At 59.6% G+C, this 19,719-nt stretch carries 11 protein-coding genes and 1 pseudogene; 4 read left to right on the forward strand and 8 right to left on the reverse strand.

Annotated features, from left to right (window positions below):
* Positions 1 to 143: 143 nt before the first annotated feature.
* Positions 144 to 581 (forward strand): hypothetical protein, encoded by a 438-nt coding sequence (locus JNM28_02805; protein ID MBL8067354.1) that lies wholly within the window; start codon positions 144 to 146, stop codon positions 579 to 581.
* 156 nt (positions 582 to 737) lie between these two features.
* Here JNM28_02805 and rpoC read toward each other — a convergent pair whose 3' ends face one another.
* Both rpoC and JNM28_02815 read right to left on the reverse strand, forming a co-directional pair.
* Positions 738 to 5,417 (reverse strand): DNA-directed RNA polymerase subunit beta', encoded by a 4,680-nt coding sequence (gene rpoC, locus JNM28_02810; protein ID MBL8067355.1) that lies wholly within the window; start codon positions 5,415 to 5,417, stop codon positions 738 to 740.
* A 218-nt stretch (positions 5,418 to 5,635) separates the two neighbouring features.
* Positions 5,636 to 6,559 (reverse strand): cysteine synthase family protein, encoded by a 924-nt coding sequence (locus JNM28_02815; protein ID MBL8067356.1) that lies wholly within the window; start codon positions 6,557 to 6,559, stop codon positions 5,636 to 5,638.
* 122 nt (positions 6,560 to 6,681) lie between these two features.
* Here JNM28_02815 and JNM28_02820 point away from each other — a divergent pair, with 122 nt between their 5' ends.
* Positions 6,682 to 7,383, forward strand: a complete 702-nt coding sequence (locus tag JNM28_02820; GenBank protein MBL8067357.1) for a nicotinamide mononucleotide transporter — start codon at positions 6,682 to 6,684, stop codon at positions 7,381 to 7,383.
* A gap of 82 nt (positions 7,384 to 7,465) precedes the next feature.
* On the opposite strand, the gene rpoB is transcribed toward JNM28_02820, so the two are convergent.
* The 6 genes from rpoB to JNM28_02850 form a co-directional block, all read right to left on the reverse strand.
* Positions 7,466 to 11,485, reverse strand: coding sequence for a DNA-directed RNA polymerase subunit beta (gene rpoB / locus JNM28_02825; protein ID MBL8067358.1), 4,020 nt, complete (start codon positions 11,483 to 11,485; stop codon positions 7,466 to 7,468).
* A gap of 98 nt (positions 11,486 to 11,583) precedes the next feature.
* Positions 11,584 to 13,125, reverse strand: coding sequence for an amidohydrolase (locus JNM28_02830; GenBank protein ID MBL8067359.1), 1,542 nt, complete (start codon positions 13,123 to 13,125; stop codon positions 11,584 to 11,586).
* Positions 13,119 to 14,372, reverse strand: coding sequence for an FAD-dependent oxidoreductase (locus tag JNM28_02835; GenBank protein ID MBL8067360.1), 1,254 nt, complete (start codon positions 14,370 to 14,372; stop codon positions 13,119 to 13,121). The genes JNM28_02830 and JNM28_02835 overlap by 7 nt, the downstream gene beginning before the upstream one ends.
* The gene (locus JNM28_02840; protein MBL8067361.1) at positions 14,369 to 14,617 is read right to left on the reverse strand and encodes a hypothetical protein; all 249 of its coding nucleotides are present in this window, start codon (positions 14,615 to 14,617) and stop codon (positions 14,369 to 14,371) included. Before JNM28_02840 ends, JNM28_02835 begins: the two co-directional genes overlap by 4 nt.
* Before the next feature lies 1 nt (position 14,618).
* Positions 14,619 to 15,209 (reverse strand): hypothetical protein, encoded by a 591-nt coding sequence (locus JNM28_02845; GenBank protein ID MBL8067362.1) that lies wholly within the window; start codon positions 15,207 to 15,209, stop codon positions 14,619 to 14,621.
* Positions 15,210 to 15,246: 37 nt separating this feature from the next.
* On the reverse strand, positions 15,247 to 16,143 hold the full coding sequence (locus tag JNM28_02850) for a 4-hydroxybenzoate octaprenyltransferase (protein ID MBL8067363.1): 897 nt from the start codon (positions 16,141 to 16,143) through the stop codon (positions 15,247 to 15,249).
* A 178-nt stretch (positions 16,144 to 16,321) separates the two neighbouring features.
* Between JNM28_02850 and JNM28_02855 the strand changes: the two are divergent.
* Both JNM28_02855 and JNM28_02860 read left to right on the forward strand, forming a co-directional pair.
* Positions 16,322 to 17,404: pseudogene (locus JNM28_02855) on the forward strand (sodium/proton-translocating pyrophosphatase).
* Positions 17,396 to 19,666 carry a sodium/proton-translocating pyrophosphatase gene (locus tag JNM28_02860; protein MBL8067364.1) on the forward strand — a complete coding sequence of 757 codons (2,271 nt, stop codon included), beginning with the start codon at positions 17,396 to 17,398 and terminating at the stop codon, positions 19,664 to 19,666. Before JNM28_02855 ends, JNM28_02860 begins: the two are co-directional and overlap by 9 nt.
* Positions 19,667 to 19,719: the final 53 nt, after the last annotated feature.

Genomic DNA, 19,719 nt, shown 5'->3' on the forward strand with positions numbered 1-19,719 from the left:
GATCGGGGGAAATTGGAAGAGCGTCTGGGTGGATGATTGCAGGTTCCCGACGTCTTCATTTCCCTTCCTGCGGAATCCGTGCCCAATCGCGGCCCGGTGCAAAATCCCGGCAACTTTTCTGCGCCACGGGTAAACCAGGGAGTGTGAAACCCGGCTGGTTTTTTGTTTTCGCCGTTTTGGCACTTGCGGGGTGTTCGGTGAGGCCCGCAGATGACCCCGGGCAACCGGCTCAACAATCCCCGGCGCAAACTCAAGAAAGCCCTTCCACCCGGCTCGATAAATCAAACAGCTTTTTGGCAGAAAAATCGGTTCCCATGGCTAATCTCGGGAAAACCCTACGGATCATCGGCACTTTCGACGCCCACCACAAATGGGACGACGCCTTCATTAAAGAAACGGTCACGGCCGCCAACATGCTCAAGCAGAACGAGAGGCTGGAGGGGCCGATGATGGCCAAATCGGGCAGCGTCTCGGCCGAAGTCCAGGTTGTCATCATCCGCGTGCAAGAGAACGAATGGGCCGTCCGCGCGGTGACCAGCAACAAGCTCATCTCGGATGCGATCGAGTCTGCAATCAAATAATCTGCGACACGGGTTGCTAAAAGGCACCGGCATTCGAGAGCGGCAATACGCGCAGGAGAGCCGCCAGCATTTGACGTCTCATGCCGCAGCCACCCAACGAAAAAAAAGGCTGGCCCCGCCAAGATTGGCGGGGCCAGCCTTTTGCTGGGTCGGAGCTTACTCCTCGTCCAGCGTTGCCGGTTCGTCGTCTTGAGCGGCCAGGTCGGCCAGGCTCATGCCGCCGAACACGTCGCCGTCGTTGGCCAGTTCCCCTTCCTCGGCTTCGACCAAGGCGGTGAGGGACTGTTGCGCCCAACTCGGCTGCGAGCGGTCGACGTCCACAGCGAGTTCGCGGTGCGCTTTCACGCCCGTCCCCGCCGGAATCAGCCGGCCGATGATGACGTTTTCCTTGAGCCCAAGCAGCGGGTCGTTTTTGCCCCGGACTGCGGCTTCTGTCAGAACTCGAGTCGTTTTTTGGAACGACGCCGCCGAAAGGTAGCTTTCGGTGGCCAGCGACGCCTCGGTGATTCCAAGCAGGATCCAGTTCGCGGTTGCCTCACGCGGGTCGCGCTCGAACTCTTCCCCGGTTTCCGGATTCACTTCCTTGATCTTTTTGCCTTCGGCGATCCGTTGGCGCACCCGCTCGTTTTCGCGGTTGAACCGGTTGCGGTCGACGATTTGGCCCGGCAGGAACGGTGTGTTCCCCGGATCCTTGATCTGCCGCTTGCGGAGCATTTGCCGGACAATGACTTCCAGGTGTTTGTCGTTGATGTCGACACCCTGATCCTTGTAAACGCTTTGCAAGTTCTCGATGAAGTATTCGTGGACGGCTTTGGGGCCGGCGAGTTCCAACACCTCGTGGGGATCCAGAGGCCCTTCCGTCAGCGGGTCACCTTTGATGATCCGCTGCCCTTTGTCCACCGGCAGGTTCCCCAGAGGCGGGACGAGAACCGGGAACAGGACATTGACCTGCCCGACTTCGTGCTTGCGCAAGGTGTGCACGGCTTGGGTGCTCAGCTTTTGGCCGATCAAGCGTTCCACCGGGGCGGGGACTTTGTCGCCCCAATCCTGGTCGTCGCTGATGTAGGCATCTTTGAGCGGCACGGCATCGACCCGGGCCGACACAACCACCCACCGGCCAAAGCTCGACCGCTGGATCTCTTTCACCACGCCGGAGACCGGGCAGATGATCGCCTTGCCCCGCGGTTGCTTCCGGGCCTCGAAGATTTCCTCGACCCGGACGATCCCGCTGGATTCCCCAGTCCAAGAATAGAAGAACGTCTTCCGGCTGCGTTCCCAAAGCTTCCGGCTGTCGCCTTCCATCTTTTCCTGGGCTTTCTTGCTGGTTTTCTCCGTCTTCTTCCCGTCGACGATGCTCACAAAGTTCTTGGGGTCGGCAAAAAGGCCCTTGATGGTGTCTTCTTGGCTCTCCAAAAGTTTGGTGGGGTCGAATTCCTTGGCGCTGGTCTGCGTCGCGGATTGGAAGTCTTCTTGGAACTGGCGGATGAACTTTCCGGTCTTGTACTGGCTGGTGATAGCGATCGACTTGGATCCCGCAACCCCACCCGTGTGGAACGTCCGCATGGTGAGCTGCGTCCCCGGTTCGCCGATCGATTGCGCGGCAATGATCCCGACGGCAACCCCGGTTTCGACAACCTTTTTGGTGGAAAGATCCACGCCATAGCACTTGGCGCACATTCCGACATCCATGGCGCAGGTGATCGGCGAGCGAACCTTGGCCCCCAATCGGCCGTGCTCATCGAATTCGAACCCGGCGGAAATGTACTTGGCATCAATCTTCTCCCGGGCCGATTCGTCCAGGCCTTCGATCTCATCGTAGTAGGTAGCCTCGACTTTGGCCAACCGGCCCTCAATGGAATGCGTGATGAGTTCGCCCACCGACATGATGCGCTCCCCGGTGGCAGGGTCGTCGATGTCGGATTGGCTCATGCGCCCAAAGGCGCGCTCTCCCATGGTTTCAAGGACTTTGCCATCCACGGTCAAACGGAAGGCCAAGATGCCGTCCATCGTCTCGCAATCGTCGGTCCGGATGATGACGTCTTGGGCAACGTCGACCAACCGCCGCGTGAGGTAACCCGCGTCCGCCGTCCGCAGAGCGGTGTCGGCCAAACCTTTTCGGGCCCCGTGGGTCGTGACGAAGAATTCCAACATCGAGAGGCCCTTTTGGAACGAGTTTTTGACCGGGAGCTCGTAGATAACCTCGTTGAACTGGTTGAACATCAACCCGCGCATCCCAGATAGCTGGGCGAGCTGCTTAATGGAACCCCGCGCCCCGCTGACCGTGATGATGGAAAGCGGGTTTTCTTGGTGCATGTTCGCAACAATGGCGTTTCCGATCTCGTCGTAGGTGCCCGTCCAAAGCCGGATAAGGTTTTCTTGCATCTCACGGAATGAGATCAGGCCGCGCCGGTAGTTTTCAAGGACTTTGTTGGCCTTGGTGTCGGCTTCGTCCAGCATTTCCTCGCGGCGTTTGGGCGGGTCCATGTCCGTGAGGGCAATGGAGATGCCGTACTTGGTCGCATTCCAGAACCCGAGCGCCTTGATGTCATCCAAGAACCGGATGGTGGCTTCGGCCCCGACCGAGTTGTAAACGCTGACGATGGACGTCGGGATTGCCCGCTTGCCCATTTCCTCGCTCAGGTACTTCTCGCTGTACCTCAGAGGGTACGGCAGCACTTGGTTGAAGATCAGGCGGCCGGGAGTGGTCACCACAATCCGCGATTCGAACTTCTGCTCCAGCGGTTCCAGCGTCCGCACTTCTTCGCCCAATTCGTTTTCCGATGTGACGAACTTGTACTCTTGGCCAGTGGACGGATCGCGGTAATCAATCTCGGAATCCGGGCTGAAAACCGGGATGTGCAACCGCACGCGCACCAATCCGTTGAGGTGGACAGCACCTTGGTGAGTCCCGGGGGCGTTCAACAGGTACTGGATCTCTTCCGGTGACCCGTAAACTGGCGGTGCCGGGTTGTTTTCCGGATCCTTTTCATGCGCTGCCATTTGCGCGTGAAACTCTTCGGCCATGCGCTTGTTGGTGAACGTGAGAGCATAGAGTCCGAGGACCGGGTCTTGAACCGGCGTCATGACCGGTTTGCCGTCCGCCGGTGAGAACAGGTTTTGCGTGCTCAGCATCAAAACCCGCGCCTCGGCTTGGGCTTGCAGGCTCAACGGAACGTGCACGGCCATTTGGTCGCCGTCAAAGTCGGCGTTGTAAGCATGGCAAACAAGGGGGTGCAACTGAATCGCTTTGCCTTCAACCAAAATCGGCTCAAACGCTTGGATCCCGAGCCGGTGGAGCGTCGGGGCGCGGTTGAGCAGCACCGGATGCTCTTTGATCACGTCTTCCAAACCGTCCCAAACCGCTGGATGCATTCTTTCGATCATCCGTTTGGCCGTTTTGATGTTCTGGGTGACCTTGCGCTCTACCAGAACCTTCATCACGAACGGTTTGAACAGTTCAAGGGCCATTTCCTTAGGAAGCCCGCATTGGTGCAGTTTTAGGTGAGGCCCGACGACGATAACCGAGCGGCCAGAGTAGTCGACGCGCTTTCCGAGCAGGTTCTTCCGGAACCGCCCTTCCTTCCCTTTTAGCATGTCGCTCAACGATTTGAGCGGGCGTTGGTTGGATCCAACGACGGGCCGGGAGCGCCGGCCGTTGTCGATCAACGCATCGACTGATTCTTGCAAGAGCCGCTTTTCGTGGTTGATAATCGACTCGGGTGCCTGGATCTCGATGATCCGCTTGAGCCGGTTGTTGCGGTTGATGATCCGCCGGTACAAATCGTTGAGGTCGCTGGTGGCAAAACGGCCTCCATCCAACTGGACCATCGGCCGCAGTTCAGGGGAAATTACCGGGACAACTTCCAGCACCATCCAATCGCAACGGGATCGGCTGCTGGCCAGCGCTTCGGCGAGTTCAAGCCGTTTGATGGCCCGAAGGCGGCGGGCGCTTGTGGTTTCCCGGACTTCGCGACGGAGATCCTTGATCTGCTGTTCAACATCAACCCGGCGCAGCAGCTCTTTGCAAGCATCTGCCCCGATGTTGGCCCGGACAAGCTCGCTCAAGTCGCGCTTCATCCTCCGGCCGACGGAATCAAGCATCTTGCTGATTGCCCGCCACTTGTCCTCTTCGATAAGTTGGTAAACCTCGAGTTGGCCCAAAAGTGAAGCCGCGATGTCCAGGTCTTTCAACCGCTCGTCGGCATCCCGGTATTCGGCGCGGATCCGGTCGTAGTTCGCCTTAATCCGGTCCTTGACATAGCTCTCGTCAAAATATTCGTCCGGATTGTTGGCCATCTCGGTGGCCAAGCGCTCCAGCGATTCCATTTCCAAATCGCGCATCTGATCTTGGATGGCGATCTTTTCCTTTTCGACGTTGTCGAGGATGGTCGGCAACAGCTCGTTGATCTTCTCTTGTTCCAGGTCAATGATGATGAAGCTGGCGAAGTAGATCACTTTTTCCAGCTGCCGAGGGCTGACATCCAAGATCAGGGCAAGGGGGCTGGGCACACCCTTCAAATACCAAATGTGGCAAACCGGGGCGGCCAACTCGACGTGGCCCATGCGCTCGCGGCGCACCTTGCTCCGGGTGACTTCAACCCCGCAGCGTTCGCAGATGATGCCCTTGTACTTGATTTTCTTGTACCGGCCGCAAGCACACTCGTAATCCTTGACGGGGCCGAAAATCTTTTCGCAGAACAAGCCGTCCCGTTCCGGTTTGAATGTGCGGTAGTTGATGGTTTCCGGTTTCTTGACTTCTCCGTGGGACCAGCTTCGGATGTCTTCCGGGGAGGCGATGCCGATACGGATCTTGTCGAACAGGTTGGTATCTGCCATGGGCTTCGGTGGTTCGCCTTAACGCCAAAAAACCGCACGTCCCACTGCCTTTTTGGGGTCTAGAACAAAAGGGCGGACGCGTCGGTTGGGTTCAGAGCGATCTACAAGTATAGCAAGGAACCCAGTACCGCCCCGGGGCATCTTTGGACAAAAAATTACAGATTGCCCAAAAGTCCCGGTTTGAATCCAGCATCCGACTTCCGTTGTAAGTGGACACCTTAAGGAACTCTGTCCGGGAACAGTCCTTCTACGCTCAAATACCGCTCGCCCGTATCGTAGTTGAACGTCAAAACCCGCTTCCCTTCCAACTCCGGAAGCAACTGAGAGATGGCGGCCAGATTCGCCCCCGTCGATACGCCCGCCCAAATCCCCTCCTCCCGGGCGCAACGGCGGGTCATCTCATAGGCGTCTTCCTCATCAACTGAAACAACTCGGTTCACTGCCGACGGATCGTAGACAGAAGGGACAAACCCAGCCCCGATCCCCAAAATCCGGTGCGGGTTTGCCGGGCCGCCGGTCAAAACGGGCGAGACCGATGGCTCAACCGCGATAACCTCGAGATTGGGCCACGTCTCCTTGAGCGCGAGGGCGGTTCCGCAACAATGGCCGCCCGTACCGACCCCAGCCACCATCACATCGAGCCCTTCCGGAAAATCCCCCAAAATCTCCATGGCGGTCGAATCGCTGTGCGCCAACAAGTTCGCTGGGTCGTCGAACTGTTGGGCCAACCACGCACCAGGGATTTCCGCCGCCAACTCCGACGCCCGATGGACCGCTTCCCCCAACCAGCCTTCATGAGAAGTCAAAACGATCTCCGCTCCATAAGACCACAAGGCGCGGCGGCGCTCCAGGCTCATCGAAACCGGCATTGCCACAATCAGCCGATAACCCTTCACGGCACAGACCAGCGCCAAACCAATGGCCGCATTGCCGCTGCTGGGCACAATAACCGTCCCGCCCGGCTGTAGGTCGCCGCGCTCTTCGGCGGCCTCGACCATCGCAAGGGCGGCTCGGTCTTTCAGACTCCCGCCCGGATTTGCCGACTCCAATTTGATCCAGATCTGATGGTCTGACCCAAACATCCGGTTTAACCGGATATGCGGCGTCCCGCCGATCGCATCCAACACACTTTCGCATCGCATCGCCAGACTTTGCCCTGTTGCCACCGCCCTGTGTCAACCGAATATTGGACACGGCAGTTGATTCCCCGGCCCAGGGCGGCCCTGGACCCAACACTATCCGCATCTGGGTAAAACTGCATCCGATGACGGCGCGGCAGATGTGGATTTCGCTAGGGTTGGCCGCTCTCGCCACCCTGGTCTGCATCCTCGCCCAAGGCATCCCCAACCTGGCAACCGGGAAGCCGATTCTCTGGTTTCCGCAGGATCTTTACTCGCAAGTCGAACTAATTGGGTTTGTCACCGGAGTGGTCGGCGTCTACTTGATGGTCGTCGAATCTACTTGGAACTATCCCGTCGGTTTGATCTGGGCGGTCGGCTATGGGTGGTACTTCTTTCAAATGCGGCACTTTGGCGAGGCAACCACGATGCTCATCAGCGCGGGCTACCTGGTCGACGGCTGGATCAAATGGAGCCGGGGCACGACCGCCGACGAATTGCCCGTCACGCTTTTGAAGAAGCACCATTGGGTGGTCATCGGCATCACCCTGGCCATCGTTATTCCTCTGTTGATCTGCCTGCTGACAGAAGTCCACGGAGCCTACGTGTATTGGGATGCCACCACCACCGCCCTCAGCTTGACGGCGCAGTATTTGACCAACCGCAAGGTATTCCAATCGTGGTTCTTCTGGATCTTCGCCAACATCGTCATCATCCCCGTTTTTATTTACCGGGGCTGGTATCCGACGGCGGTTTTGTATTCGATTTTCACGGTGATGGCGTTTGTGGGCATCCGGGAATGGCGGCGGTCCCTCGTCGGCCAGCCCACAATGTCCCCCGGGGCCTGAGCCCGGTTTTTCGGCATCGCCGGTCGACAAATAAAGTGGGCCGACCCGTAACAGGTCGGCCCACAATTGGTTCCGGAACCCCCTAGTTGAAGAACCCGACGGAGCGGGCCAGCCGCACGTCGTCGTTGCCGGTGAGTTCGTCCAGATCCTTGAGCGAGAGTTCCTTGTTGTTCTTATCCTCAACTGCGACCTTGAGACACAAGGAGCGCAGTTCGTTCACGAGGATCTTGAACGATTCGGGGATGCCCGGTTCTTGGATCGTTTCGCCTTTCACGATCAGCTCGTATGCCTTGACCCGGCCCATCACGTCGTCCGACTTGATGGTGAGCAGTTCTTGCAGGGTGTAGGCCGCTCCGTAGGCTTCCAAAGCCCAGACTTCCATTTCCCCAAACCGTTGACCACCGAATTGGGCTTTACCCCCAAGCGGCTGCTGGGTGACCAGCGAGTACGGGCCGATGGAACGGGCGTGGATTTTTTCGTCCGCCAAGTGCTCCAGTTTGAGCATATAGATGCACCCGACCGTGATTGGGTTCGGGAGCTCGTCGCCGGTCAGGCCGTCGCGGACGATGGACTTGCACGATTTGGGATCCAAACCGGCGCGCCGGAACACATTCTTTTGGATGTTCTCCAAAATCCCTTGGTAGACCTTGTCATCGGCTTTGAACGGTTTGCCCGGAACTTCGATGACTTCTTCGGGTTCAAAATTCTCGGCATCAACCGCCAAAAGCTCATCAACCGATTTGGTGGATGGGGCGGCCACGATGCGGCTGACCCGCTCCAAACTTTCCTGGTCGAGGGACCGGAGTTTGGCTTCCACGAGCGCGGTCATTTCTTCCAAGCCGGCATCGTCGGCAAACTTGATCCCCAAAAGGAGTTCGCCGTTGACATAAGCGCGCAACGACTTCGTGCGCAGGTGCTCGGCCAACCGCTTCATCTCTTCCAGGATCTCGTGTTCGGTGGCCCCTTCGAACGCCGGGCACTCATACCGGGTGTCCAGGTGGTAGCCAACATAACCGAGGTGGGTTTCCAAAATCTGCCCGATGTTCATGCGGCTGGGAACCCCAAGCGGGTTGAGGATGATGTCCACCGGCGAACCGTCGGCGAGCATCGGCATGTCTTCAACCGGGAGGATGCGCGAAATGACACCTTTGTTGCCGTGGCGACCGGCCATTTTGTCGCCGACCATGATCTTGCGCTTTTGGGCAACATAGACCTGGACGGTCATGTTTGTCCCTGCCGGCAATTCGTCGCCAGGGATTTGCAGCAGCGGTTCTTCCGTCCGGTCACAAACCAGCCGGTCGCGCTTCTTGCTCTCCTTGTAGACGTAGTTGATGGTCGGGCTCAGATATTTGAACCGGCTGAAAACCTTGACGTCGATAACGGTGCCTTTCTCACCGTGGGGCAAGGTCAGTGAGACGTCGCGGGTCTCTTCAGCTTTTTTACCAAAGATCGCGATAATCAGCCGCTCTTCGGCCGTCATCTCGGTTTGGCCTTTAGGGGCAACCTTGCCAACCAAGAGGTCTTCTGGTCGGACTTCGGCACCGATCCGGATGATCCCGTTCTCGTCGAGGTCGCGCAAGGCGTCCTCGCCGACATTCGGGATGTCGCGGGTGATTTCCTCCGGCCCGAGTTTGGTGTCCACGGCCTCTGATTCATGCCGCTCGATGTGGATGGACGTGTAGATGTCGTCCTTCACCAAGCGCTCGCTCAAGAGGATGGCGTCTTCGTAGTTGTAGCCGCCCCAAGGCATGAAGGCGACAATGAGGTTTTTGCCCAAGGCCAGCCGTCCTTGGTCGGTGTTGGCCCCGTCGGCCAGGGCGTCGCCTTTGAGCACCGTTTGACCCGGGAACACGATGGGCCGGTGGGTGAAACAGGTCGATTTGTTGCTCTGGAACATGTGGAGCAACTCATAACGGTCGGTTTCGCCTTCGGGCGTTTGGATCGTGATGAGCTTGCTTGTGACCCCGGTCACGACACCGGAGCGGCGGGCGATCACGCTGGCGCCGCTGTCGATTGCGGCCCGCTTTTCATGGCCGGTTCCGACGATCGGGGCGTCGCTGCGCAAAGTCGGCACCGCTTGGCGTTGCATGTTCGCACCCATCAGGGCGCGGTTTGCGTCGTCGTTCTCCAGGAACGGGATCAAGCTGGTGGCCACCGAGATGATCTGCACCGGGCTCACGTCCATCAGGTCGACGCTGGTCGGGGGGACGCTGGGGTAGCTCGCGCCGCCGAACTGCTTGTCTCCACCCGGGCACCGCACAACAACCCGGTCGCCCAGGATTTGGCCATTCTCGTCCAGGGCGGTGTCGGCCGGGGCGATTCGCAAGTGGAAGTCTTCCTGGGCCGTTAGGTAAACGACTTCGTCAGTCACCCGCCCATCCACGACTTTCCGGTATGGCGTGCTGATGAACCCGAATTCGTCGATGCGCCCGTGGGTCGTCAACTGGCTGATCAGCCCGATGTTCGGACCTTCCGGGGTTTCAATCGGGCAAATGCGTCCGTAGTGGCTCCGGTGGACATCGCGGACTTCCAACTTGGCGCTGTTGCGCTGCAAACCGCCCGGGCCAAGGCTGGAAAGCCGGCGCTTGTTGGTCAGTTCACTCAGCGGATTGGTTTGATCCATGAACGTTGAAAGCTGGTTGCTACTAAAGAAGCTCTTGATGCTTGCGCTGACCGGCTTGACGGAAAGGATGATCGAGGGCAACAAGTTTTCCTGGTCGGCCGAGGTCATCCGCTCGCGGGCGACCTTCTCCATCCGCACAAAACCGAGCCGGAGCTGGCTTGCCAGCAGTTCCCCGACGCTGCGAACCCGCTTGTTGCGCAGATCGTCGATGTCGTCGTGGTCCGCCTCTTTCTTGAGGTACGGCTCCATTTCGATCAGCGTCCGAGCCAAATCATCGCTCGTCAAATTCCGCGTGTTCCGCTCGACATCCAATTTCAACCGGTTGTTCAGGAACCGGCGACCCACCTTGCCCAAATCGTACCGGCGGCGGTCGAAGAATAGGCTGAAGACCAGCTGTTTGGCCGCATCGTCGTTTGCCGCTTCGCCCGGGCGCATCCGCTTGTAGATGTCCAAAATCGCTTCCCGCGTGTTTTGGGTCTTGTCGGCGGCCAAGGTCGTTTCGATGTACTCCTCGAGTTTGAGAACCTTGATCGAATCCAGGCCCAGGCTCTCGATCTTCACCGCCGTGTCGCGGTCGATGCGCTGGAGGGCGGCTACAACCTGCTTTTTGCCCTCGACGACTTCGGCAATAGGGCGTGTGCCTTCCAACTGCTCGGCGGTGGGCTTTTCAAACGTGTGCTCAACGCCAAAATACCAATACATGTCCTCCGTTGAACCCAAGGGGCTCTCCATCAGGCACTCCAGGTCTTTCTGCTCGTCGGTCAAACCGTCAAAAACGGACTGGGTGAGCACCACCCCCTTGTCAAAGATGACTTCGCCTGTATCAGGGTCGGCCAACGGTTCGCTGAACCGTTTGCCCAGGCTTGCGCCGACTTTGCGCACCTGCCGATCCCGGCCCAGGTCGAACCCGTGCAAAGCCTTGACCAACTGGGTGATGGGCAATTTTTTCGTCTGGGAGATTTGAGTGTTGACAACCCCGTTGGAATCGCTTTCGACTTCCAACCACGGCCCTTCCAGTGGGATGCACCGCGCCCGGGCGATCATCTGCATCGAGGTGTCGATGTCCTCTTCGAAATAGATCCCCGGCGACCGGCTGAGCTGGCTGACGATGACCCGTTCCCGGCCGTTGATGATGAACGTCCCCTTGTCGGTCATCAACGGCAGGTCGCCCAAATAAACCTCTGACTCAATCACTTCGCGGTCTTTGCCGCCAAACCGGACGCGAGCCTTGATCGGGGCTTCGTACGTCAAATCGCGGTCGCGGCAATCTTGCATGCCGTACTTGGGTTCGCCTAATACGAAATCAACGAACTCAATGTAGGTGCTTTGTGTAAAATCCCAAATCGGGCTGAATGTTGAAAAAAGCTCGGGCAGGCCTTCTTCCAAAAACCATTTATAGCTGTTGAGTTGAAGTTCGATCAGATTGGGAACTTCGAGCGCACGGCCGATGCGCTTCGAAGACGGTTGAATGACTCTCATAATGCTCCGGACGGAATCGGGGACTCAAAACTATACCCTTCACATGCCGGCGCGCCAAGGTATTCCCGCACGGCTTGGGCCCTTTGTATTGGCACAGACTAAACCGTTTGCCTCCCTCCCACATAAACGGCAATCGGACTCGGGAATGAGACGACTTTATCAGAAGAACCATGCGCGGCATCCACCTCCGCCGCAAATCCTTCCACATCCTCTCGCCGGTAGATCTGGAAATCCGCCGCTTTCCCTTCCGTCATTGAACCCAACCACTCCGAGTCGTAGTTCGCAACGGCTCCCCCGCTCGTGTAAAACCCGATCCCCTCTGAAACGGGAACCGCCTCGCTCGGGTCGAAACCTTTCGGCCGACATGCCGCCGAGTAGATGCCCACCCAAGGGTTGCCCACAACAATCGGCCGATCCGAATTGAAGGAGAGGGAAAGACCGGCATCGCGCAAACTCTTCACGCGGATCAAAGCCGGCCAGACGTCATCTGGCAGTTGGGCCCGGTAGGCATGGCCGAACCGGTACAAGAACTCGGGCTGCAACGCCACGTGGCTCCCCAAGCGCGCCATCCTTTCTATCTGGGCGTCGGAGAGAATCATCGCATGTTCGATGCGGTGCCGAGATGGATCCGCGGTCTTCTCAAAGGCCTCCACCACCAAATCGGTGCTCCGATCCCCAATCGTGTGCACGCTACACCGCCACCCTTCCGCATCAATCTGGGCCAAGATCCGGGCGAGTTCGGGCTCAGGATAAATCAGTTTGCCGTTCCGGCCTGTGGTTTTGAAGTTTGAATAAATGGCAGCGGTCGCGCTGCCGATCGCTCCATCGGCAAAAACTTTCAGGCCAAGGACCTGGCACAGCTGCGGATCCATGCCTTCCATAAGTCCATTCAACCGGTCTTTGTTTATGGCGCGCTCGCCCAAAACCTCCCGCCATTGCAAATACATGCGAAGGCGCACTTTGCAACCCCGCTCGCTCGCGATCCGGTACGCCTGGAGCTCTTTGTCCAAATCCCAGCGGCCAGTCATCATGTCGGTCGCCGACGTGATGCCGAACCCCGCCATCGATTCCCCGGCCCGCAAAATGGCTTCCACCATCTCGTCGAGCCCAGGTTCTGGCGCGCGGGATGTGACGATTTCGTGGGCTTTTTCCAACAACACTCCGTTCGGTTTCCCTGCTTCGTCACGCAGGAACTCCCCACCGACTGGATCCGGCTGGTCGTCGCGTATTCCGGCGGCTGCCAGGGCGGCCGAGTTGGCGACGCTGGCGTGGCCGTTGCTGTGTCGCAAGATCACCGGCACATCGGGGCAGACTGCATCCAAGTCGGCCGACGTGAGGTGGCCGCCCCACCGGTTCTGGTCGTATTGCACGGCCAGCAGCCATTGCCCGTCGGCAAGTTTGGGCCTCCACGCCTGGATGGCATGCAAAACCTCCTCCCTGCTGTGACACCCGGAAAGATCCAATTTCAAAAGGTCGAGCCCGCTCGGCAATATATGGCAATGGGCGTCGATGAATCCCGGAAGGGCGACAAACCCCTCCCATTCCCCGCCATTAGAATCGCCTCCGACCCGGGTGAACTTGCCGTCCTCGACGGCAAACCCGCGCTCGCCCGTCCCCCAAACTTCCGCGCCGATCAACACGCAGACAGTCTATATCCTCTTGATCCCGGGGCCGGGCCGATCTCCGCGGCCACCCGCTCTGCGCTTTCCAATGCCCCTTCAATGAAACCAATCCAATCGCATGCCCAGTCACCGGCAAAATGCAGCTTCTCCCAAGGTTGGCGGCCCTGCTCCCACTTCTCGAATTCACCCTGCCGGATGGAGGGGAATGCTCCGTCAATTCCCTTTTCATTCGGCCAATCGTGGACGGCCCCGCCGAGGAATCCTCTGGACGCTTCGGGGTGGATTTTAACGATCGATTCCAAAGCCGCCCCAACCGCGTCCTGCCCCAACTTTGCGGCCTCATCGCCGCAAATATAACAACCCAGAGCGTGCAGTCCGCCCCGGCCGATATCCCATGTCTGCTGCACCGGCAAATCGCAGATCATCCGGCCCGACCACCCCTTCTCCTTCCACCACGGACGATCAAACTCCAAGACGACCTTTATGGCCCGGCCCATCTGGGCTCCCGTGAATTCGACCATGCCGACGCGGAACTCGGCCCACAAACTCGGCAGAGCCACCACGACCCGGTCAAAGACTTCCGGTTGGTGGTCATAGAAATCGACCCCTCCCGTTTTGGGGTCGATCCCTGATACTTCCCATCCTGTGCGCACATCGGCGAGCCTCTGCGCCATCAAGGCGCACAACCGGCCGCCGCCGCCACCGATCCGGTACAGGCTCATGTCCCCTGCCTCTCGATCCAGGTAATGCTCGTACCCCCGCAGCCAACCCCGGAACCCGATCCGGCCAGTATCGTCGCCCTCATCACTCCGGGATGTCGCCTCGGCCCACCACCGGCCCCGCTCCGACTGGCAAACCCGGTCCAGGAAATCTCCCAAGTCACCATCGGATCCTGGGTCTTTGCCGGTATTGACCTCCCCGATCAGCCGGACAGCTTCCAAATGCACGGCTTCAGAATCTTGTGCCGCATCGGGCCAGACCGAATCTTCTAGGGCAAATTCGCCCTTGCACACGACCAACCCTGGCCATTGGGACGACCTTTCCGGAGCGATCCCAAACTCCCGCATGAGGCCAAGCACCCGGTGGTGGTCGGCGTCGATCCACTCTCCCCCGCCCTCATACCAACCATCGCCCCGCTCAACCGTCAAGAGGCGGCCGCCAACCCGGTCGCGCGCCTCAAACACTGTGACCTGGTGGCCGGCACGTTCCAAGAGCATCGCCGACCGGAGCCCGGCTATCCCGCCACCGACGACTCCGATCCTCATTGGGCGTTCACCTTTTCGCCCGCCCGCAGGGCAAAATCAACCGCCAGCAGGGCCAACACAACAACCGCCACCGCGATGAGAATCGGCGCCCGCCACTCCTCCCGGTATCCAAAACAAAGTAGGGCCATGGAAAAGAAGGCCCCCGACATCGCAAATCCCCGCCGGCCGACCACACGCACGCGGGTGATCCAAAAGGCACCAAATGCCAAGCAGAGGCAGGACGCCATCAGCAGGGCCTGTTTCACCTCAGCCACCATGAACCTCCCGCAATAGGGGTCCAGACCCACGAGGCTCACCGCCATCTTGCACAACCCCGACCCGGCGTTCGCGAGCCGTCCTCACAACTTGGTCGAAGTCGGGGCCCGGCCCGCAGAGCACCAGTTCGAACGCGTCGTGGAAACGCCAGAGCCCGGCCACCCCGACCGCCGGTCCTGCGACATGCAGTCCGACATGCCGGATCAACCCTTCTTGCCGCGCCGATTCCAAACCCGAGAGCGCCCCGTTGATTTGAAACTCCTCCCATGCGCGGGCAACCGTAAGGAACCACACGGTGACTTCCGCATCGGGGGATGAAGAAACCGCCGCGCAGATCTCACCCATCATCCGGTTGGCCGCCTCGTCTTCCGTCCGGGCCGATTCTGCCCCCGCCGACGACACCACCAACCACCCGCAACCCGACCCCCGGAGCGCGTTGGCCCACAGCGAGGGCGAACCGGCCGCCAGAACCGGGCGCGGATCCGCCCGGAGCCGGAGGGCGATCTCTTCCCGGTTCGATATGCCGGACAGGCGCCACCACTCATCGGGCCATACCCGGTTTGTCCGCCCCAAAACGTTCACGAACGGCCGCCTCGGCCCGCCCCGTCAAACGGCAATCTCAGAGCCAATGCCGCACCGCCCAATCCACCCAGATGAAAAGGAACACGCCGATTGAGACAAACCCGTTCAACGTAAAAAATGCCAGGTTCACACGGCTGAGGTCGTCGGGTTTCACCAGGCTTTGTTCGTAAACCAGGATGCCGGCCGCAAAGACGACGCCAGCGAGGGCCACCAGCCAGCCGCCCATCAGCACAACCGACCAGGCCAGCAGCAAAACCGCCGCGATATGGCAGAAACGGCTCACCCACAGGGCGCGGGCTTTGCCGACCGCCTGGGGAAGGCTGTGCAATCCCTGGCCCGAGTCGAACTCCTCATCCTGCAGGGAGTAGATGATGTCAAAGCCGGCCGTCCAACACATCACCGCCCCAACGAGCGGCAGGACTTCCCACGCCAAGCTCCCCTGCACGGCAACCCATGCCGCAGCCGGTGCCATCCCTAGCCCAAAGCCCAGCACAAAGTGGCAAAGCGGCGTGAACCTCTTGGTCATCGAATAGCCGAGGGTGACAAGCAAGGCAACCGGCGCCAACGCCAAAGCCAACGGATTCAAGAACGCGGCCGCCGACAAAAACACCACCACGCTCGCATAAAAGTAGATATTCGCCGTCCGCAGGCTCAAAATGCCGCTTGGGATCGCCCGCGACCGAGTCCTTGGATTAAGAGCATCGATGTCTCGGTCAGCAATCCGGTTCCAAGCCATCGCGGCGCTGCGGCAGCTAACCATGGCCACGACGATCAATCCAAAAACGCGCCATCCCGGAAACAGGCCGAGCCCCGCCGTGCGCGAGGCCCACATCATGCCAACCATCGCAAAAGGCAAGGCGAAAATGGAGTGCTCGACCTTGATCATCTCCAAAAAGGCCTTGAACCCCTGCCAGCCTCGCGCCTCGGAAGCCATTCGTGCTAAGAGTCTACTGGACACCCGGCAACCAGATACCACCCGGCCCAGACGTGGCACCCGCCTTTCTTGAGAAGGTAAAGTCTGTCATTCCTTGGAGGCAGGTTTGCAAGCCTGCCCCTTTTAGCGTTCAGAGGGAACGTCTCGAAAAATGAACACGCATAACCCCACAACTTGGATGCAGGCCGGCCAGAAGAGGGCCCTTGCCTTGATCCTCGCCTTGCTCGCCGCATTGGCTCCCGGGTTCGCCTTGGCCAGTGGTGCCGAAGCAAACATCAAATTGGAGTTCTCGCAAAGCGACCGGATCTTCTTGATCATCTCGCTCATCCTCGGATTCCTTGCCCTTGGTTTTGCCTATTTCTTCTGGTCGCGGGTCAAAGCCACCTCGCCGGGCAACGAGAAAATGCAAGAAGTCGGGCACGCCATCCAATCGGGGGCGTTGGGCTATTTGAGCCAGCAGTTCCGGACCATGGCCGTCTTCGTCGTTGTCATTTCCGGGATCTTGTTTGCGATGTACCAAGGCTCTTACGGGCCGACGGTCGCCGCCATGACGGCGGTCTGCTTCGTGCTCGGCGTCGGGGCCAGTTACATCGCCGGCTATGTGGGGATGAAGGCAGCGGTCAGCGCCAATATGCGTGTCGCCAACGCTGCCCTCACCAGCTACAAATCCTCGCTTGAGATCGCCTTCCAATCTGGTTCGGTCGCCGGGCTGGTCACGGTGGGTATGGGGCTCATCGGCGCCACATCCATTTTCCTTGGATTCCCCGACGTCGCCACCAAGCTGCTCGTCGGTTTCGGTTTCGGCGGATCGCTTGCCGCCCTCTTCATGCGGGTCGGCGGGGGGATCTTCACCAAAGCCGCCGACGTCGGTGCCGACCTCGTCGGGAAGGTCGAAGCCGGTATCCCCGAAGACGACCCACGCAACCCTGCCACCATTGCCGACAACGTCGGTGACAACGTTGGGGACTGTGCCGGGATGGCCGCCGACGTCTTCGAATCTTACGAAGTCACCCTCGTCGCCGCCATCGTGTTGGGCGCCGCAACCGCGGCCCTCTTCCCCACCGAAGTGTGGATGCGGCTCATCATCTTTGCCTTGATGGCCCGTGGGGCCGGCGTCGTCGCCTCCATTGTTGGGATCTTCATGGTTAAGGGCTCGGACGACATCTCCGTCGACCCGCTCAAATCCATCCGCCGCGGCTTTTATGCCTCGGCCGCCATCGCACTCGTCGCCACCGTTGGCGTCGCCTACTACATGCTCGGCGGGATGAACCCGTCGCAACTCGTCAAGACCAACCAGCTTGTCGCCTCGAACATCAACGAGCGGAACAACGCGGAGGCCATCCTCCGCGCCGCCTCCGACATTGCGGCCAAGCAGAAGAAGGAAGTCTACGAAGTCTCCGCCGACGACGTCTTCAATGCCAAAGAGATCCAGGCCCTTAAAATGGTCGATGCTTTGATGAAGCAGGTTTCGTTGGAAGACACGGCCGACAACCGCAAGTTGGCGGAAGACGAAGTCAAATCCCGGATCACCCAGACTCTGGCTGGGGGGCAATCGGCCATTCCCGCCGAACAGGATTTTAAAGAATACAAGTCGGTCAAACCGGGTGACAAAGGCAACTTGGTCAACAACTACGCTGTCATGATGCCGGCTGCCACGCCGACATCGCCGACGGCCCAACCGGAACCCACCTATGCCACCCTTGGCGACCTCGCCAAAGATGGAAAGGTTGGGATCTACAAGATCTCCGTCTCCGTTCCGGCCACCGACGCCCAAGGCAAACCCGACCCCACCAAGGCCCCGCGCAAGCAATCGGGCTACGTCGGGGTTATGACCCGGCAGGCACTCGACGACACGATCAAACAGTTCGAAACCCAATCGCCGGGAACCAAGCTCACCGTTGAAAAAGAGTATCCCGCCACGATCTTTGCCAACAAAGAAGGCAAAGTCATCGCCGGGATCGACGCAGATCCAAAAGAAGTGAACTTGAGCTTCGTCCAGCCGCTCCCCGGGGCGATGGGCGGGGCCGCCCAATTTGGCTTTGCCGCACCGGTTGAGAAGGTCAAGGCTTACAACGAAAAGGTCAAGGCTGACCCAGCCAAGGCCGGCGCGGCTCCGCCGAGCCTAACGCCGCAATTGGCCTACATCAAGCACAAAACCGCCCATTGGTGGCAGTTTTTGGCTTGTGTTGCGCTTGGGTTGGTCATGGCGTTCGTCTTCGAAGCCCTCACCGACTACTACGTCGGCCTCCACAAACGGCCCGTCCAAGAACTCGGGCAGGTCTCCACTGCTGGCCCGGCCCCGATGATCATCACCGGGTTCGCCTATGGCCAAGAAAGCTCGGTCTTCAGCGTGTTTGCCATCGTGGCTTGTCTCATGGGCCCGCTCCTGATCTTCCCGCCAGCTGAATACGGTGGATACATCCTGAGCTTCTATGGGATCGCGCTTGTCGGGCTCGGGCTCCTCACCACCACCGGGTTCATCCTGGCGATGGATACCTTCGGCCCGATCAGCGACAACTCTCAAGGCGTTTTCGAAATGTCGGGAGCCCATCATGATTCGCCCGACGGCGCCCGCCGCGTCCAATTGCTGGACGCCGCTGGCAACACGACCAAGGCCCTCACAAAGGGTTTTGCCATCGCCACGGCTGTCGTCGCTGCGGTCGCCCTCTTCCACGCCTATGTCGAAGAAGGGCAGCTCACCGCTGTCGGCATGCGGCTGGAAATCCCTGAGATCTTCCTCGGCTTGCTGATCGGGGGTGCCGCGCCTTACCTGTTCTCGGCCTTCTCAATCAACGCAGTGGGCCGGGCGGCGTTCGAACTCATCAACGAAGTCCGGGCTCAGTTCCGCAACGATGCCGGGATCATGGCGGGCACTAGCAAGCCCAACTATGCCAAGTGCGTGGCTATCGTCACGAAGGCGGCTCAAACGGAGCTCCTCGGCCCTGGCATCCTGGCGATCTTCTTCCCGGTGCTCGTTGGCTTCGGCTTCAGCATCGGCAAGCCGATGACCATGATCAACGGGGTGGAATACAACCTGGTCGGCGCCCAAGCCCTGGGCGGGTTCCTTGCCGGGACGATCCTCTCAGGCCAACTCATGGCTGTCTTACTCGCCAACTCCGGTGGCATGTGGGACAACGCCAAAAAGCTTATCGAGGACGGCCTCCACGGCGGCAAAGGAACCGAAGCCCACAAGGCGGCGGTTGTCTGCGACACCGTCGGCGACCCGTTCAAGGACACCGCCGGCCCCGCCCTCAACCCGCTCATCAAGGTCATGAACCTGGTCGCGTTGCTCCTGGCACCGGCGGTCATCGCCAAACGGGACAGCGCCGTGCTCATCGGCATCACCTTGTTCGCCGCCGCCATGCTGATCGTGGCGATCTGGTGGTCCAAGCGGGGCGGGATGGGTACCGGCATGGCCGCTGCCGAAGGGGCCGACCCCAACGAAGGCCAGCACCATCTGGAATCCGTCGACCAACCAGTGATGCACAGCGAAGCAAAGGTTGAAGAACCCGAGAAGGAATAACGCCCCTTCCTCACAACCAACCGGCCCGCACCAATCGGTGCGGGCCGATTCAT

Source organism: Armatimonadota bacterium (genome assembly GCA_016789105.1).
GTDB lineage: Bacteria > Armatimonadota > Fimbriimonadia > Fimbriimonadales > Fimbriimonadaceae > UphvI-Ar2.

Excerpts from the sequence above, each read along its gene's own strand:
- JNM28_02850 (MBL8067363.1), bottom strand. The coding sequence starts at position 16,143 with ATGGCTTCCGAGGCGCGAGGCTGGCAGGGGTTCAAGGCCTTTTTGGAG.
- JNM28_02820 (MBL8067357.1), top strand. The coding sequence starts at position 6,682 with ATGACGGCGCGGCAGATGTGGATTTCGCTAGGGTTGGCCGCTCTCGCC.
- rpoC (MBL8067355.1), bottom strand. The coding sequence starts at position 5,417 with ATGGCAGATACCAACCTGTTCGACAAGATCCGTATCGGCATCGCCTCC.
- rpoB (MBL8067358.1), bottom strand. The coding sequence starts at position 11,485 with ATGAGAGTCATTCAACCGTCTTCGAAGCGCATCGGCCGTGCGCTCGAA.
- JNM28_02860 (MBL8067364.1), top strand. The coding sequence starts at position 17,396 with ATGCTCGGCGGGATGAACCCGTCGCAACTCGTCAAGACCAACCAGCTT.
- JNM28_02835 (MBL8067360.1), bottom strand. The coding sequence starts at position 14,372 with ATGAGGATCGGAGTCGTCGGTGGCGGGATAGCCGGGCTCCGGTCGGCG.
- JNM28_02815 (MBL8067356.1), bottom strand. The coding sequence starts at position 6,559 with ATGCGATGCGAAAGTGTGTTGGATGCGATCGGCGGGACGCCGCATATC.